This window comes from Thermanaerovibrio velox DSM 12556 (assembly GCF_000237825.1).
In the GTDB taxonomy this organism is placed as follows: domain Bacteria; phylum Synergistota; class Synergistia; order Synergistales; family Synergistaceae; genus Thermanaerovibrio; species Thermanaerovibrio velox.
The window spans coordinates 497,424-513,454 of record NZ_CM001377.1 but is presented as its reverse complement, the minus strand read 5'-3'; the positions used below and the strand labels follow the sequence as shown (position 1 = coordinate 513,454).

Annotated in this window: 18 protein-coding genes and 3 tRNA genes; all 21 read right to left on the bottom strand. The window is 61.0% G+C overall.

From position 1 onward, the window contains the following. A complete protein-coding gene (locus THEVEDRAFT_RS02395; protein WP_245522702.1) occupies positions 1-1,068 on the bottom strand; it encodes an LptF/LptG family permease in 1,068 nt (355 codons plus the stop codon). Positions 1,069-1,090: 22 nt separating this feature from the next. Next, positions 1,091-1,585 (bottom strand): KdsC family phosphatase, encoded by a 495-nt coding sequence (locus THEVEDRAFT_RS02390; protein WP_006583131.1) that lies wholly within the window; start codon positions 1,583-1,585, stop codon positions 1,091-1,093. 7 nt (positions 1,586-1,592) lie between these two features. Beyond that, positions 1,593-2,399, bottom strand: a complete 807-nt coding sequence (gene lpxA, locus THEVEDRAFT_RS02385; protein ID WP_006583130.1) for an acyl-ACP--UDP-N-acetylglucosamine O-acyltransferase — start codon at positions 2,397-2,399, stop codon at positions 1,593-1,595. A gap of 2 nt (positions 2,400-2,401) precedes the next feature. Beyond that, a complete protein-coding gene (gene fabZ / locus THEVEDRAFT_RS02380; RefSeq protein WP_006583129.1) occupies positions 2,402-2,842 on the bottom strand; it encodes a 3-hydroxyacyl-ACP dehydratase FabZ in 441 nt (146 codons plus the stop codon). An 83-nt stretch (positions 2,843-2,925) separates the two neighbouring features. Continuing rightward, positions 2,926-3,780 carry a UDP-3-O-acyl-N-acetylglucosamine deacetylase gene (locus THEVEDRAFT_RS02375; protein WP_006583128.1) on the bottom strand — a complete coding sequence of 285 codons (855 nt, stop codon included), beginning with the start codon at positions 3,778-3,780 and terminating at the stop codon, positions 2,926-2,928. Then, positions 3,780-4,820, bottom strand: a complete 1,041-nt coding sequence (gene lpxD, locus THEVEDRAFT_RS02370) for a UDP-3-O-(3-hydroxymyristoyl)glucosamine N-acyltransferase (RefSeq protein ID WP_040825146.1) — start codon at positions 4,818-4,820, stop codon at positions 3,780-3,782. The genes THEVEDRAFT_RS02375 and lpxD overlap by 1 nt, the downstream gene beginning before the upstream one ends. A 49-nt stretch (positions 4,821-4,869) precedes the next feature. Next, the gene (locus THEVEDRAFT_RS02365; RefSeq protein WP_006583126.1) at positions 4,870-6,135 is read right to left on the bottom strand and encodes a hypothetical protein; all 1,266 of its coding nucleotides are present in this window, start codon (positions 6,133-6,135) and stop codon (positions 4,870-4,872) included. After that, the gene (locus THEVEDRAFT_RS02360; RefSeq protein WP_006583125.1) at positions 6,119-7,855 is read right to left on the bottom strand and encodes a BamA/OMP85 family outer membrane protein; all 1,737 of its coding nucleotides are present in this window, start codon (positions 7,853-7,855) and stop codon (positions 6,119-6,121) included. Before THEVEDRAFT_RS02360 ends, THEVEDRAFT_RS02365 begins: the two co-directional genes overlap by 17 nt. A gap of 126 nt (positions 7,856-7,981) precedes the next feature. Next, entirely contained in the window at positions 7,982-8,602 is a 621-nt protein-coding gene (locus tag THEVEDRAFT_RS02355; protein ID WP_006583124.1) for a hypothetical protein, read from the bottom strand. A 60-nt stretch (positions 8,603-8,662) separates the two neighbouring features. Continuing rightward, entirely contained in the window at positions 8,663-9,238 is a 576-nt protein-coding gene (locus THEVEDRAFT_RS02350) for a sigma-70 family RNA polymerase sigma factor (RefSeq protein ID WP_006583123.1), read from the bottom strand. Positions 9,239-9,314: 76 nt separating this feature from the next. Continuing rightward, positions 9,315-9,950, bottom strand: a complete 636-nt coding sequence (locus THEVEDRAFT_RS02345) for a histidine phosphatase family protein (RefSeq protein ID WP_006583122.1) — start codon at positions 9,948-9,950, stop codon at positions 9,315-9,317. A gap of 80 nt (positions 9,951-10,030) precedes the next feature. Then, positions 10,031-10,106, bottom strand: a tRNA-Thr gene (locus THEVEDRAFT_RS02340). Positions 10,107-10,127: 21 nt separating this feature from the next. Continuing rightward, positions 10,128-10,203: transfer RNA gene (locus THEVEDRAFT_RS02335), tRNA-Glu, on the bottom strand. 69 nt (positions 10,204-10,272) lie between these two features. Next, positions 10,273-10,348, bottom strand: a tRNA-Lys gene (locus tag THEVEDRAFT_RS02330). A 33-nt stretch (positions 10,349-10,381) separates the two neighbouring features. Then, the gene (argH, locus tag THEVEDRAFT_RS02325; RefSeq protein ID WP_040825630.1) at positions 10,382-11,779 is read right to left on the bottom strand and encodes an argininosuccinate lyase; all 1,398 of its coding nucleotides are present in this window, start codon (positions 11,777-11,779) and stop codon (positions 10,382-10,384) included. Between the two features lie 5 nt (positions 11,780-11,784). After that, positions 11,785-12,381 (bottom strand): DUF501 domain-containing protein, encoded by a 597-nt coding sequence (locus THEVEDRAFT_RS02320; RefSeq protein ID WP_006583120.1) that lies wholly within the window; start codon positions 12,379-12,381, stop codon positions 11,785-11,787. Next, a complete protein-coding gene (locus THEVEDRAFT_RS02315; RefSeq protein WP_006583119.1) occupies positions 12,378-12,800 on the bottom strand; it encodes a S1 RNA-binding domain-containing protein in 423 nt (140 codons plus the stop codon). The genes THEVEDRAFT_RS02320 and THEVEDRAFT_RS02315 overlap by 4 nt, the downstream gene beginning before the upstream one ends. 49 nt (positions 12,801-12,849) lie before the next feature. Next, on the bottom strand, positions 12,850-13,419 hold the full coding sequence (locus tag THEVEDRAFT_RS02310) for a hypothetical protein (protein WP_006583118.1): 570 nt from the start codon (positions 13,417-13,419) through the stop codon (positions 12,850-12,852). Further along, positions 13,419-13,964 carry a hypothetical protein gene (locus tag THEVEDRAFT_RS02305; protein WP_006583117.1) on the bottom strand — a complete coding sequence of 182 codons (546 nt, stop codon included), beginning with the start codon at positions 13,962-13,964 and terminating at the stop codon, positions 13,419-13,421. Before THEVEDRAFT_RS02305 ends, THEVEDRAFT_RS02310 begins: the two co-directional genes overlap by 1 nt. Before the next feature lie 122 nt (positions 13,965-14,086). Continuing rightward, positions 14,087-14,395 carry a hypothetical protein gene (locus tag THEVEDRAFT_RS02300; protein ID WP_040825143.1) on the bottom strand — a complete coding sequence of 103 codons (309 nt, stop codon included), beginning with the start codon at positions 14,393-14,395 and terminating at the stop codon, positions 14,087-14,089. 16 nt (positions 14,396-14,411) lie between these two features. Further along, positions 14,412-16,004 (bottom strand): flagellar assembly protein A, encoded by a 1,593-nt coding sequence (locus THEVEDRAFT_RS02295; protein ID WP_006583115.1) that lies wholly within the window; start codon positions 16,002-16,004, stop codon positions 14,412-14,414. Positions 16,005-16,031: the final 27 nt, after the last annotated feature.

Genomic DNA, 16,031 nt, shown 5'->3' with positions numbered 1-16,031 from the left:
TCAGTCCCCCCGGCGCACCATCCACAACCCGGCGGCCCCGAAAAGCAGGTTCGGCACCCAGGCGGAGACCACCGCTGGCATGTACGACGCCTCCCCCAAGGACTGACAGAAGGAGAGAACCACGTAGTACAGGAACACTATGACCACGCTCAACCCCAAACCAACCCCGGCACTGCCGGACCTCTGGGGACGAACCCCCGCGGAAGCCCCGACCACCGCCAGGACCAAACTGGCCCAGGGCACCGCAAGCCTAAGATGCATCATCACCCGAAGCTTCACCGGATCAACACCCTGCTTCTCCATAAGGCCCACCTGCTCCGCGATCTCAAAGACCGTCATCTGATTGGGCTCCGAGGATTGGGCCTCCACCTTCGAGGGCTCCACGTCCAACCGCAATGACTCCCTCTTAAAGGAGTAAAGGAACTTTATACCCCCGTCCTGCCCCACCTGAAAGACCTTGCCGTCCTCCAGGGTCCACTTGCCCCCTCCCCACCGGGCCCTGGGGGCGGACACGAAACGGGCAAGACGACCTGCGTCGAACTCCTGGACCAAAACCCCCTCCATCAGACCACCCTTGGGACGTATCCGGTCCATGTATATGACCCGCTTAAGCCCCTGAGATCCCTCTTCCCTTAGGAACATCCTCTCCTTGAACTCCGGCGGCCGCTCCCTAAAGACCTCGTAGACCAATACGTTCCTGGCCGCCCGCTCCGACAATGGCACCACGGTCTCGTTGAGGACAAAGGTGAGAATCGACGCCAACACCGCGGCCAACACCACGGGCCTCACCATCCGGGAAAAGGGTACCCCGCAGGCCTTAAGGGCCACCACCTCCGAGTGGGCCGCCAGCTTCCCAAAACCCATAAGGGCCCCCAAGAGACTCCCCATGGGAATGGTGGTAACCACCACACCGGGAAGATAGTATATGAAAAGCCTCACCACCACCCCAAGGGATACTCCCCGCTGAATCACAAGATCCGCTATCTTAAAAAGCAGGCTCCCCGCCACCATGAGCACCGTAAAAGCCCCAACCCCAAACGCAAAGGGACCCAACAGCTCAAGGAGCACCAACCGGTCCAGGTGGCCAAACCTAAAGCCCCTGATGACGACCCTCCCCCTCCCTAAGGTTCATAAGGATTATACGGTCACAGGCGTCCCTGACAGCCCCAAACCCAGCCCTGCTTGGAGTAACGTAGTCCGCCTCCCTCAACGCCTCCGGCCGGCCGTCGCAGGGGACCACCCCGAAGCCACACCACCTAAGACACTCCAGGTCCGGAAGGTCATCCCCCATGTAGGCCACCTGGCGGCTCGAAATACCCATCTCCTCCGCCCAAGATACCAAAACCGGGAGCTTGCTCGAAACCCCCTGAACACAAAGATCCACCCCAAGGTCCCTGGCCCTAGCGGAAGTGGAATCGCTGTGGCGGCCACTCAAAAAAGCCACCCTCACCCCCCTGGCCTGAAGGAGCTTTATCCCCATGCCGTCCTGAATGTGATACCTCTTGGCCTCCGTGCCGGAGACGTCAAATGAAACCCCTCCGTCCGTCAGCGTACCGTCCACGTCCATGACAAAAAGCCGTATCACCCCAGGCTCACTCCTCCGGAGAATCACACCGATGGGCCCAAGGGGTCCATCCCCGCCTGCACCTGCCCATGAACTCCAAAAGCTCCATTACAAACCTGTCATCCGGGAACCGCTCCCCAAGGCTCCTAAGCGCCTCCCTCAACGGCAACGAACCGGTCCTCAGCTCATCGTATATGCCCCTTATGCGGGAACGATCCTCCGCGGAGAAACCCTGACGCCTAAGACCCACCTTGTTCAACCCGTGGATCCGGGCAGGCCGACCATCGGCCAGACAAAAGGGCGGCACGTCCTTCACCACCTTCGACAAACCCCCTATCATGCAGGACCTGCCGATGCTGACGAACTGATGAACCCCCGCCATGCCGCCGATCGTCACCCGGTCACCCACCGTCGAGTACCCCGCAAGCCCCACCTTGTTGGCCAATACACAGTGGGCCCCAACCCTCACGTTGTGCCCCAGGTGACAACCCTCCATCAGGTAGGTGCCATCACCCACCACCGTCTCGTTCCCCTCCCCAGAGGCCCGGTGAACCGTCACGTTCTCCCTAATCACCACATCCGCCCCTATGCGAACCCAGCTCTCCTCACCCTTGAAGCCGAAGTCCTGGGGATCCCTCCCCAGCGTCACGTGGTCGTATATCCTACAACGGGGACCTATCTTGACGTAGTCGCAAACCCTAACGAAGGACTCCAACACCGTACCGTCCCCGATGCTGACCTTACCATCTATCACGCAGTAAGGACCTATGACTACCCCTTCACCTATCTCCGCCTCAGAGCTCACCACCGCCGTTGGATGCACCTGCACCGACAAGGCTAATCTTCCCCCTTCGTCAAAGCCTTGGACAGGGCAAACCCAAGCACCGCTTGAGCCGCCATCTCCCCCTCCACGGTGGACACCACCGAGGCCTTCCCCATGCGTCCCCTCATCTTGAGGATCCTAGCCTCCGTTATCAGCTGGTCCCCGGGCCTCACGGGCCGCCGGAACCTGGCATCCTCCACCGACGTAAGAAACGCCGTCATCCCCTCCAGCCCGGGATGACGGGACACCAAATAAGCCGCCACCTGCCCCATGGCCTCAAGTATCAGGACACCGGGCATCACCGGCTCCCCAGGGAAGTGCCCCTGGAAGAAAGGCTCGTTTATCGTGACGTTCTTCAAACCCACCACCCGGTCTTCTGCCACCTCCAGTATCCGATCCACCAAAAGGAACGGATACCGGTGGGGCAAAAACTCCATTATCTTCAATATGTCCATCCCATCAACCCCCCGCAAAAGGAAAAATCCGTCTCAACCAACATGGCCGCCGCATCCAGCGGAAGAGGAAGACCCAGCGCCGATCACAACACGCCGCGAAGAGGGCAAAGACTCCTCAGCCGGGCCACAAGCCGGTGGTGTATACCATGACCGCTGCGCATGGATACCACCGCCCCCTTCAACGGACGCCCCAGAAACGCCAGATCCCCCAGCACATCCAAAACCTTGTGCCCCACGCACTCCTCCCGGAAGTCAATGCCTTGAGCCCCGTTAATGGGACCCTCCCGGTCTATAACCAGGGCGTTGTGAAGACCCCCTCCACGTATAAGCCCCCGGGACAAAAGATCCTCCACCTCACCCCTGAAACCGAAGGTCCTGCATGGGGCTATCTGCTCAAGGAAGGTCTCCTGATTCACGAGCACCTCCCGGTACAGGGTCCCCAAGGGAGTGCCGGGATAGTCCAGAAGACACAGGACCTTCAACCCATCAAAGGGATACACCCCCGCGAGCCTCCCCGCGGCGGCATCTTCCTCCAATATGGGGGCGTATACCTCAAAAGGATCCAAGCATGAACCATCAGAGGGCACCCGGGAGCCTAAAATGCCCTGGGCAAAGGGCAGGGCACTGCCGTCCATTATGGGCACCTCTCCCCCAAAAACCCTTACCAGCACACCCCCCACCCCAAGACACCACAGGGCCGCGGTGAGATGCTCCAGGGTCTGAAGCGAAACACCCCCAACCACCGCCACGGTGCGGCGGAAACCCCCGCTGAAACCCACCTCCCATATGGGCACCGGACCTCGGTCCGAATGGAACCATATCCCCGGACGCTCAAAGGGCAAGAGCACCACCTCGCAGGGATTCCCCGAGTGAAGCCCTTCCCCGCGGAACAACACCTCTTCCCCAAGGGTGTAGGAACTGCAAGACAAGGGGCTCATCAACCCTCATCCCCCAAAAGGGCCTTGAGATCCCTCATCTCCCTCTCCAAACGTCTTAACCTCTCCATGAGATCCGGCAACCTCCTGACGGCGCCGTGCACCCGCATCTCCTCCCGATGATCCCTGGCGGGAAAACCGGACACGAAGGACCCAGGGGGAAGATCTTTAACCACCCCGCCCCGGGCGGCAACCACGCACCGGTCCCCAAGGACCACGTGATCCCCCACCCCGGACTGGGCCGCCATGACCACGGACCTCCCAAGCCTCGAGCTTCCCCCAAGGCCCGCGTAGGCCACCAAGACCGAGTTCTCCCCCACAACACAGTTGTGAGCCACGTGCACGTGGTCATCCATCTTGACCCCGTCCATCACCCTGGTGACCCCTACGGTGGCCCTGTCCACGGTGGAACAGGCCCCCACCTCCACCCGGTCACCCAGGCTAACCGTACCTATCTGAGGAACCTTTATCCTCTCCCCACCAGGCCCCTCCACAAAACCAAAACCATCGCAGCCTATCACCGCCCCGCTGTGCACCCTGCACCCATTACCCAAGGTGCAGCGGTCCTGAACCACGGAGAACGCGAAAAGCACGCACCCATCCCCCAGAACGGCACCACGCCCCACGTAGACGTGACCCTGCAGCCACGAACGGTCCCCGATGCGGGCCCCCTCCCCTATCACGCAGTAGGGCCCCACGTGAACCCCCTCCCCGATGTGCGCAGTCCGGTGAATCACCGCGGTGGGATGCACCCCCTCAAACACAAGGGGGGGCTCAAAACACCTAAGACACCTTATCCAGGCACTCCCAAGGTCCTCCACCTCAACCCCCCAGCCCCCAGGGGGAACGCTGGAACCCACCACCCCCACGTCCATCCCGGAAGGGTCAAACTTGACGCCAGGATCCTTGAGGAACACCACACACCCCTCCACGGGCTCCGATGGAGCGCATACCCCAGACACCTCCCGAAGAGGATCCCCCACCGGCTTTCCCCCTATGGCCTCCGCTAAATCCCCAAGAAGCAAGGCGAACCACACCCCCATATGCGACGAAAACTTTCGCCCTCTCCACAACCCGCCCCGCCGAAACGGATCACAGGTTGTTGAGGAACTTCAAACTCAGGGAATCCTCGTCCCCGGAATCGTAATAAAGCTCCACCGAAAAGGTCTCGGACACCCGACGGCCCAACCCCCCCCGGCGCCGACCGCCATCCCCCCACGCGGCGTACCAGTAAAAGTCGTCCGCCAGAAGCTCCGTGTCAACCCGGAAGAACAGCTCCGCCCCCGGGTACGACAGCTCCACCCCAGCCCAAAGGTACCTCATCACCTGCCACCGGAGCCCCCAGCGGCTCTCCAGGGACAGATCCCTCCCGTCAAGCACCCACTCCCCGTAGGCCTCCATGTCCCAGGACGGGAATATCTGGACCCTCCTTCCAAGGTGAAGCCCCCCCTCGCTGGACCTCTGGTCAGATCCGGCGTGAGCCGCCACCCAGGCCCATATGACGTACCTCCTGCTGTCAACCCTTACGTCCATCTCCCCCAAGGGAGCGGGCTTCAGGTCCACCTTGGCAGCAAGGCATAGGGCCTCCTCCCTGTCCCCGGACTCCGCAAGCCCCCTTACATACGATGCGGCCTCACCGGCCTTCCATCGAAGATACTCCACCGGAAGCCCCACGAAGGCCGAAGCCCCCATGGATATCTCGTCCTTCACCCGGTCCATGAGGACCGCCGGCAGCGTGGAGGACCTCATCCGGGGGTTCACCGCCAACACCAGCGGCTGGGAAGGATAGGCCCTCACCTCCAACACCCCCCTACCGGGGGACGCCTCCAGCCTCCAACCGGGAAGCATCTCTCGGGCCAACGAGGCCAGAAGGACCTCCAGGTACCTCCTGCCCCACAGAAACGCCTCCCCGGGGACCCCGTCTACCTCCCCCTGAAGACGCTCCTTAAGGGCTCCCAGGTCCTCCCTAAGCCAACGGTCAACCGGCTCCCTCCACTCGCCGGCCTTCACGTCCACGGACCAAACAACCCTCTCCAGAGGCCTCAAACGGACCTCCAAACCACCGTCCCTGTAGGCGGACGAAAAGGCATACCCCTCGAACAGCCGGGAACACACCAGGTCCAACAGCTTGAGCCGCTCCTCCACGGACCGGCGCTCCCCCATCTCGTCCCAGACCGCCGAAACGGTCCTGGATACCCCCTCGGCGAGCCAGCCGGGAACCCCATGGACGAAGACGTCCGCACAAAAGGCCGCGGAGGGAGCCCCAAGGGCCAAAAGAAGGGCCGCGGCAAGAGCCGCAGCCCCCCGCAGGAGACTAACCCCCCAAGCCCTAAATGAGAGGCTAGAACATGTCCCCAAACCCGAAATGAGTCCTGGATTCATCGTCTCCCTGGGCGAAATCCAACCGCATGTTCCCCAACGGGGTCTTCACCCTTATGCCTATCCCCTTGGAGCTGGAAAGATCCGAAAGGTCCATGCCCTGGTTGTCCGCCTTCTTCCAGGCCTTGCCGGCATCGTAGAAGAACACCAGGCTTATGTTGTCGTCCATGGGGATCCGAACCTCCGCGTTGAGGAGGAACATCTCCTCCCCCCGGAAGTAGTTGTCCTTGTAACCCCTCAGGGAGTTGGCTCCCCCGACCACGTACATCTCCCCCCATGGCACGTCCCCCTCACCCCAACCCGCCCGGGCCCGCAGGGCGAACAGCAAGGGGTTGTCCTCCCCCTTGGAACCAAAGTCCAGGTACTCCATCAGCTTGAACAGCGGGGCATAGTACCGAGCCTCAAGCCAGTACTTAGTGTAGTCCCAATCCCCACCAAGACCGGTAAAACCCTTCTCGAAGTTAAGGGTCTCCACATCACCCTTGGGATAAGACAGGTAAGGATCCAATGTGTTCCTGGTCACGCTAACGGTCACCGACGCGTTGGACCCATCCTCCAGCTCCCGCTTCTCCTCATCGGTGGCATCCCCGGAGGTTATCACGTTATCCACCTTGTGCCAGTCCAGGGTTACGAACCAGCTCAGCTGATCGTTGCCCCGGAACTTCTTCCCCGCCCCGATGTAAGCACCGGTCTTCTCCTGGTCGTAGGTGAACTTCCAAACGTTGTTCTTGTAGTAGTCGTAATCGGTCCACTTCTTCTTGTAGACCCCCAGGTTCCACGAATAGGTGTCCTGATCCATGTAGGGCTGGGAGTAGTACCCCCAGTACTGCTCGTTGTCCCCCAGCTCAAAACCCACGGAAAGGTTGGTCCCCAAACCCTGCCAGTTGCTGTCCTGGAAGCTCAACCCCCCGCTCCAGCCGCTCTGGCTGCCATGCCCGATGGAAAGCCCAAGCTTCCCGGTCTTGGCCTCCTCAAGGGTAACTATTAGATCCATCACCCCCGGGTCCTCCGTGGGCTCAAACCCAACGCTCACGTCCTCGAAGTACCCCTTAGCCTGCAGACGGTTCAGGGAGTGCCTTAAAACCGTGGCGTTGAAGAGGTCCCCCTTGGCGATCTTGATCTCCCGGCGGATGACGTAGTCCTTGGTCTTCTTGTTGCCCTGGATGACCACTTCCCCCACCCGGGGCTCCAGTATGGTCACCTCCACTACCCCGTCCTTTATCTCCACGTCCTGGACCCGCATCATAACGTAACCGTCCTTGCGGTACTTGTCGGTGATGCGTTGAAGGTCGTTCCTAAAGAACACCCGGTTGAATATGTTCCCCGGAGCGGTGAAACAGAGGACCTTCAACTCCTCCTCCCGGTAAGCGGAGTTGCCCTTGAACTTCAACGCCTGCACCACCGGGTTCTCCTTCACCTGGAATACCACCCGGGCACCCCCCTGAACGTCCTCAACCCGGTAGTCCACGGTCTCATAGAACCCCAGGTCATACACCGCTTCCCTGTCCCTGTCCAGCTTGTCCGGGCTCACCACCTCCCCAACCTTGGAGGAAACCACCCCCAAAACGTAAGAGGGAACCGTCTTATCCAACCCCTCCACGTCAAGGGACACTATGGCGACACCCTCATCCCCGAAAGCGGGGATCGCACAAGCCGCGAGAAAGACAAAGAGGAATAAAAAACTCCGCCACACCCTCACGGGTCAACCACATCCTCTCGGTTTTGTCTTTTCACTCCCCCCTAACCCACGAAAAGGCCGGCAACGGGGAAGCAAAACAAGCACACCACGAACCTCAAGGGACGCCCATAACCCCCGAGGGCCGGATCACTGGCCCTCCAAAGCCCTCTGCCCCGCCCTCAAAAGCATAATGGCCTCCTCAAGGGAAACCGTAGAACCGCCCACCCCGGAAGCCGCGGGGACCTTAACATCGGAGGACCGCTTCCCAGGCCCCGAAGCCTTACCCCCCGGGTCCACTGCAAGGCTTTTGCCCTTATGAGGCACCCCCTCACCCCGGGACCGGTCCGCCCCCACCGCCTCCGCGGGCCTCAAGGGGACCACCGGCGGAGGCACCACCTGGACCTCCCGCCGAACAGCCTCGCGGGGCTGATCCCCCAAGGGCCTAGCCGCAAGCTTCTCCGAAGACCCCAAGGAGGTCCTAAAACCGCGCCCCCAGGGTCCCATATCACTAAGCGATACGGGGTCCCCGGTGGCCAGGATCAGCGACAAACCCAGCGCCATGCCCAGTCCAAAGGGCCTCAAGGGAGATCTCCTGGGCACCACCCCAGCCGCTAACCCCCAAAGGTGCTCCCGCAAGGACCGGACCTCCGCCTCTAGACACTGGCTCTCCGCCGCGGCGCTCTCCCACATGGAGGATTCAACCGCCCTCGTAAGACGATCCAGCCAGCGCCTCACCCTCTTTAAACGAACCTCCAGCTCTAAGCTCACAGAAGCATCACCAACCCCCCCGGGATACCTATCACCTGAAGTTATCCCGAACCGAAGGTCCTAAGTGGCCCCGTGACCTAAAACCTCCCGGAGCTTCGCCAGGGCCCTGCGCCTTATCTTGTGGATATAGCTCACGTCCAACCCCTTGGATTCCGCCACCTCCTTGGCGCTCCTGTCCTCCAGCACCAGGGCGCGAACCACCGAGCTCTCCCTATCCGAAAGGATTCCCATGGCAAGCTCCAGATCCACCGCCCAGTCCACCGAATCCACACCGGGCATAAGGGGAACCGTGCGCTCCTCCAGCACCGAGTCCTCCACCGGGATCGGGGAGGGGGCCTCCACCCGGGTGAGGAAGTTTATCATCCTCCCCCTTATCCGGTAGTAGGCATAGGTGGAAAACTTAAGCCCCCTGGAGGGATCGAAGTTGTCCACCGCCTCTATGAGGCCCACCATGCCCTCTTGAACCAGATCCTGAAGAACCCCAGGAGCACCTATCCGCTTGGCCAGCCAGAACACCATGGGCCTCATGGATAGGATCGCCTCCTCCCGGGCATCCTCGTCGCCGGACCTCACCCTCTCCCAGAGATCCCGCTCAACCTCCGGAGATTCACCTTCCACCAAGGGCCCCGAAGACAAGGGACCACCCCCCATCCGGGCCGCAGGCCCTTAAAACTTGGGAAAACCTCAACGGAAATTCTACCACAAAGGCCCCTCACTCTCCGATCGGAGCCAAGGGGTTCCCCATCAGGTGATGCCTGTCGTTAGCGAAATTGAGCATCCGGAACTCCCCGTACACGTCAACCCCGGTGAACGAACAGTTGTCCATCCTAAAGTGCCAGAACACCATGAGGTCCCTCACCCTCAAAAGCACCCCCAGCAAGACCCGCAGGGCGTAGCCGTGGGAGACCACCACCGCCCGCTCCTCCTCCAGGATGCCCGAGGAAGCCACGAAGTCCTCCAGCCGTCCCCTTATGGAATCCGCATCCTCCCCCCCGGGAGGGGTCCTGCCAAACGGATCGGACCGCCAAAGCCTGTACTGCTCCCCGAAGGCCTCCTCTATCTGGCTCACCGTAAGACCCTCCCAACGGCCGAAGTCCATCTCCGTTAGCCTCGGGTCCACCAAAAGCTCCAGATCAGACCGGGAAGAAACGGCCTCCCCCAGGCAGCGGGCCCTCACCAGGGGGCTTGAATAGACCGCCGTTGGAGACCAGGCCAGGATCCTACGGGCCGCAAGGTCCGTCTGCCTCAAACCCTCCTCGTCACAGGGCACGTCCGTGCGCCCCTGGTACCGGTACTGGACGTTCCAAGAGGTCCTGCCGTGACGAACCAACAATATCCTGCAGACCAAGAGATCACCTCCACAGAACAAGGTAAAAATGCTTCCCGGGTAAAAAACAAACCCCCTTCACCAGGAAGGGGGTTGAAACCTGGAGCCGGCGGGCGGACTCGAACCGCCGACCTGCGCATTACGAGTGCGCTGCTCTACCTGCTGAGCTACACCGGCGACGCAGATAAACGATGAAAGTGGCGGTCCCAACGGGATTCGAACCCGTGCCGCCGCCTTGAAAGGGCGGTGTCCTAGACCACTAGACGATGGGACCTCATGACCTCCAACCAACGACGTAGACCCACGGGAACCCCAAACCCCAGGCCCGGGGCCCCTTGCCAGCTGGTGAGCCGTGTGGGATTCGAACCCACGACACCCGGATTAAAAGTCCGGTGCTCTACCAACTGAGCTAACGGCTCGCCACATCGGTTGATTGTACCTAAAAAAACCGACTAGTCAAGGGGGACTTCCGAATCCGAAAGCCAGGCGGAGAGCCTGCGCTCCCCCTCCTCCCGCTGCCGCCTCACCTGCTCCCGGGAGGTGCCGCCGTAGGTGGTCCGCCTGTCCACCGATGCCTTAACGTCCAAAAGGGGCAGCAGGTCCTCCGCGGCCTCCGGGATGAAACGGCTTATCTCCTCAATGCCGAGGGTCCGCAGGGACCTTTGGTTGTCCACGCACCAGCGGACCAGCTTCCCCACCTTCTCGTGGGCCTCCCGGAAGGGCACTCCCCTCATGACCAGGTACTCCGCCACATCGGTGGCCAGGGCAAGACCATCCTCAAACGCCTTGACCCCTCTATCCGGGTCCACCTGCACCCCCTCCAGCAGGGCTGACAGCACCGACAGCACCGATTGGGTAACGTTCAGGTTCTCGAAAAGCCCCCGCTTGTCCTCCTGAAGGTCCCGGTTATAAGTTAATGGCAACCCCTTAACCATGCAAGCCAGATCCACAAACCTCCCCAACACCCCGGAGGCCTTACCCCTGGACAGCTCCAACACGTCCGGGTTCTTCTTCTGGGGCATCATGCTCGAGCCGGTGCAGAACTGGTCCGGCAGGTCCATCCACCCGAATTCCCGAGAGGCGTATATGATGAGATCCTCGCACAACCTGCTCCAGTGAAGCGCACAGGACAGACAGAAGTAGTGCACGTCCAAAAGCACGTCCCTCTGAGCCACCGTGTCCAAGCTGTTCTCCGTGGGCCCCTCAAAACCCAGCTCCCGGGCGGTCATGAACCGGTCCAGCGGCAGCGTGGAGCCCGCCAGGGCCCCAGCCCCCAATGGACAAAGCCTCAGGGACCTAAGGGCAAAGTCCAGCCTCTCCCCATCCCTGAGGAACGCCCAGAAATGGGACATCCAGTAGTGCCCAAGGCTTATGGGCTGAGCCTGCTGCAGGTGGGTATAACCCGGGACTATCACGTCCTCATGCCTCCTCGAAAGCTCCAGCAGGTTCTTCAAAAGCCCCCCCAACGACAGCTTCAGATCCTTAAGACGGCGCCTCAGGTAAAGCCGAACCGCCGTGGCCACCTGGTCGTTCCGGCTCCTGCCGGAGTGGAGCTTAGCCCCCGAGGGCCCCACCTTGGCGGTAAGACGAGCCTCCACGTTCATGTGCACGTCCTCCAGGCCTGGATCCGGCACGAACTGTCCGGACCTTACCTCCTCCAAGATCTCGTTAAGACCCCTCTCTATTAAAACCAGGTCCTCCCGGGTTATTATCCCCACCTCACACAGCATCTTGGCGTGGGCAAGACTGCCCCTTATATCGTCCTCCGCAAGACACCAGTCAAGGTCCAAAGACTGGGTAAAATCCCTAACCCGCTGGTCCGTGTCAGCCTTGAAACGACCCTTCCACAAAAACATCACCCCCGCTCCATCGCCCCTCGGGACAAGCCGCATCTCCCGTCGGGACAGCACATGTCCCCCACCTCCAGCGAAAGGTGCGATCCGAAGGGATGATAACCCAACCCAAGGAACGACCCCACCTGAAGGTGAAGGCACTTGGCACCAAAAACCCCGGAGAAATCGGTACCCCCCATGCCCTTGCCCAATATGGGATATGCCAGCTCCGCCCTAGCCCTTATCATAGACCACTCCGCCGGAGTGAGCAGGGCCCTCCGCACCATCCGGTGCATCCGGTGATAGTCCCTCATGGCCTCCATATCCCTCTCCATCCGGGCCTCCAAACGGGCAACCCCGCCGGAGGACTCCAGATGGGAACAACGGTCCATCAGGTAAGGACATACCAACCAAAAGGTGGTGGGGAACGGCCCTCTCTTGGAAACCGGGCCGCACAATAACACCCTTGGGAAACCCCAGCTGCAGAGTGCACAAAACCCCCTCACCACCGACCGATCCCTGATCCTGGCGGGGTAATCCCAAGGTACCCGAAGATGATCCCTCGGAACGTAGAAAACCGGGGGGCAGCCGCCCCCCGGCACCAGAACCCTCAAGGTCATCGCTTTCCGGTCTTCCTCTTCCCCCCTCGGGAGTCCTTCATCTTGCTGTTGAGGTCGGCTATCTTCTCGTCGCTGGCCTTCAAGAACATGGACAGCTTCTTCTCGAAGTCCATCTCCTGACCACCGGCGCTTCGCTGCTGAGGCTTGGGCTCCCGGGGCTTCAAAGCCTTTATGGAAAGGTCTATCCGCCCTCTCTCATCGATCTTGATCACCTTGGCGGTGACCTTCTGCTGAAGCTCCAGAACGTCCTCCACCTTCTTGACGTAGCCGTGGGAAAGCTCCGATATGTGCACCATGGCCTTCTGTCCGTTCTCAAGCCTCACAAAGGCCCCGTAGGGAGCTATGTGCTCCACCGTCCCAGTAACCACGTCTCCAACGTTCACCCCAGCAGCAGCCATTACCGTCTTGTCTTCCACCATGTGCCGCTCGACCCTCCAGTTTTATCGTCTTCTCCCACCAGGGGGAAACCTAAAGCCATATCCACCTCACCGGATCCTCCGCCCCAAAGACCCTCACCATGAGGAGCCGAGCGGGCCTCTCCGAGGATACCCCATCACGATACCAAAGGAGCAACCTCCCAGATCTCTTGTCCAAAACGCTCCGCTTCACAAGCCCCTTGATTATAGGGTAGAACACAGCCATAACGCTAGCCCCCTTGATCTCCAGGGGGAAATACCTCACCCTATTGGCCCGCTCCTGGGGAAGGTCAATAACCCTCTCCAAACCCCTCTCCACCCGGCCACGCAACCTAAAAGGAACGGCCTTAACAACCGCATCGTATCCCTCAAGCCCCCCAGCCACCACCACCGCCTTGGGATCAAAAAGCCAACGCCCAGGGGTACCTACCCGCATCCTGCCCCACCGGACGAAGGACGCCTCCACCACCCGGGGGACCAAACCCATGGACTTAACCAAGACCCCCCGATCAGCCCTAAGGCTCAAAACCTCACACCCCTGGGACCCGCCCCAGGACCTAACCCTCACCCTGCCGAGGAAGAGTCGGTTTAAAACCCTTACTAACCCTTCGATGGATTCCATCAGATAGGCTCATCCCTCAGGGCCTCCAAAGCCCTGGCTATCCGACCAAAGGGCTCTAAAACCTCCATGGTCTCCCCAAGGGACACCAGGCTCTCGGACAACTTCTTTACCTGCTGCACCTGATCCCTGGTCACCGTCACCCTCAAGGGAGAACTTATGGGGTCCACCTGAAGCAGGAACTCCAACTCCCCCTGCATCTCCACGTGCCCCACCCTATCCAGAGGCGCGTTGGAGGTCCCCTCCAACGACGCCGCCAACACCTTTCCGTGTCGGCGAACCGCCGCCAACAACTCCGGATCCCTTACTATCCAGATGGCGGGCTTGGCCTCCACCGCCTCCGCCAGGCTCTTCACTATCACGTCCTCCCTCAGGTACACCTCCAAGGCCCCACCGTAAAGGATCCTCTCTATCTTGGTGGGACGCAGAGGCTCCGTGTACCGAAAGTCCAGGGGCACACCGCGGGAATCCACCACCAACGCGGCCCCAAGGTACAGACCATCCCGCTCCTCCACCACCATGTAGCCGGCGGTCAAACCGGAAGACATAAATCAAACAGCCCCTTCTGACTATATATTCCTATATATCACAGATCTACGCTCCCCCATCCAGCCGGGATCGAAGCCGCTAAAGCCCCAGGGACCACAACGGCAAAGACCGCCTGGACACATCAACCGTAGACCTCAAAGGACGTGCCGCCGGACCCCTTGGGTTCCTCCTCCCGGGGCTTTCCCCCCTTGCGGGTCCCGCTGCGCCCACCGCGTCCGCCGGACTCCCTCTCCTCCGGGGCCTCTAGGGGCCGCTGGGAGGCCGCCCTAGAGGCCTCCTGAAGACGCCTCCGCTCCTCCTCCCGACGCTTCTCCACCTCCACCTGCCGGGCCGCAAGGGCCCCAATGGAGGCCGGGTCCTTAGGCCCCTCCTGGGCCCTCTGCTCCAAGTTCCACATGGAAAGATGCCAATCCACCGGCCGCAAGGACACCACGAACACCCCCCAACTAATAGTCGAAGGGCTTTATCCGGATCTCCCCCTCCTCCACCAGGAAGGTCACGAAGCGCTGGTCATCCCTTACTATGTAGTTCATGCCCCTTATGGACACCACCACCCCGTTGTGGCAGACCCCCTTAACCCGGACCTTGCCCACCGACTTGCTCCGCTCCATCTCCTCCTCTATGGCCTTAAGCCGACCCTCCGATATGGAGATCTGACCTTGCAGCTGAAACTTCGCCCTGGTGAGCCTCACCATGAGGGCCCGCTTCTGATCGTCAAGGAGGTTCCGCTCCTCCATCTTCTTAAGATACCCCAGGTTGGTGTCCACCTCCGCCATCTTGCCCTTGAGCTCCTTAAGGGCCTCGGTGAGCCTCTTCCTCTCCTCCATGAGCTCCGGAGGGACCCCCACGACCACCTCGGTCCTGGTGCCCATGTCACTGCCCAAGGTCTCACATACCACCTCGACACCCGCCTGAACCCTGCCCCCAACTATCTGACCCTTCTTACTACCCTGGACTACCACGGTCCCCCTGGCGGACACCAGGCTGTGGGTTATGGCCTCGGACACGTAAACGTCGCCTCCGGATACCACCTTGGCCTGATCTATGTAAGGACACCTTATGTCCCCCTTGGCCTCCAAAACCGCCTTGCCGGTCCCCCTAACCCCAACCTTGAGGTTCATGGCCCCCTCGCAGGAAAGCACCGCCCCCTCCACAACCCCTTCTACAAAGAGGTCGCCTCCGGCCTTGACGGAGAAACCCTCCCGGACGGAACCGTGAACCACCACGGGACCTACGAACTGGATGTTACCAACCCCGTAGTCCACGTCACCCTTGACCTCGAAGATCGGGGACACGCAGAGCTTGCCGTCCTTCACCGACACGTGTCCGTCCTGGGCGGCATAAAGGTGCATCCGATCCTCCGAAAGCTCCGTACCGGGCCCCGCGGGAAGGTTCTTGTCCTTCCCCACCTGGGCCTTCACCGGCTTCCCCATGACCGTAATGCCGTCGGTGCCCTGGACCGGCGGGAGTTTCTCCGCCAGCTCCTGTCCCTTGAGGACGTTTATCACCGTGCCAAGGTCCTTCATGTCCACCCGGCTGCCCTCACCGGTCTCCTTGGGCTTAAGGCGCTGAAGATCTATCTTGTAGTTTATGACCGCATCCTTGCCGTGGACCACCTCACGGCCCCTCGCCACCTCCACCCACTGCCGGAGGTGCATCCCCTGGGAGAGCCCTTCAAGAACCTGGCGCTTTACGCCCTCCACCACCCCGTGCTCTTTAAGAAACCTCTCCAAATCCTCCACGCTCGGCAGGGGTAGCGGACCCAACGGGGGTATCACCCGGATTGAGCAGCTCATGGCGTCCTCGGAGATCTTGATCTCCACCTCCGCAGGCCTATCAAGCTCCGGCTTACGGTCCGCGATCTTAACCATCTCGCCGGTCCGATCTTGAACCGCCTTGGCCACCACCTGGCCGTCATAGTCCTCTATCCGGCGCTCCTTCAGGAGGGCCACCACGTCAGAGAGGGTCACATCCCCCTCCGGCGCAACCGCCAGGAATATGCCCTCATCAGTGACCTTAAGCCTGAACGCCCCTTCCAACCCGCCACACCCCCCTGCCAAAACTTG

Bases quoted from the DNA above. Each gene is read 5' to 3' on its own strand.
- fabZ (WP_006583129.1), bottom strand. From the start codon at position 2,842: ATGGACATATTGAAGATAATGGAGTTTTTGCCCCACCGGTATCCGTTC.
- THEVEDRAFT_RS02375 (WP_006583128.1), bottom strand. From the start codon at position 3,780: ATGAGCCCCTTGTCTTGCAGTTCCTACACCCTTGGGGAAGAGGTGTTG.
- lpxD (WP_040825146.1), bottom strand. From the start codon at position 4,820: ATGGGGGTGTGGTTCGCCTTGCTTCTTGGGGATTTAGCGGAGGCCATA.
- THEVEDRAFT_RS02320 (WP_006583120.1), bottom strand. From the start codon at position 12,381: ATGACCTTGAGGGTTCTGGTGCCGGGGGGCGGCTGCCCCCCGGTTTTC.
- THEVEDRAFT_RS02315 (WP_006583119.1), bottom strand. From the start codon at position 12,800: ATGGTGGAAGACAAGACGGTAATGGCTGCTGCTGGGGTGAACGTTGGA.
- THEVEDRAFT_RS02310 (WP_006583118.1), bottom strand. From the start codon at position 13,419: ATGGAATCCATCGAAGGGTTAGTAAGGGTTTTAAACCGACTCTTCCTC.
- THEVEDRAFT_RS02305 (WP_006583117.1), bottom strand. From the start codon at position 13,964: ATGTCTTCCGGTTTGACCGCCGGCTACATGGTGGTGGAGGAGCGGGAT.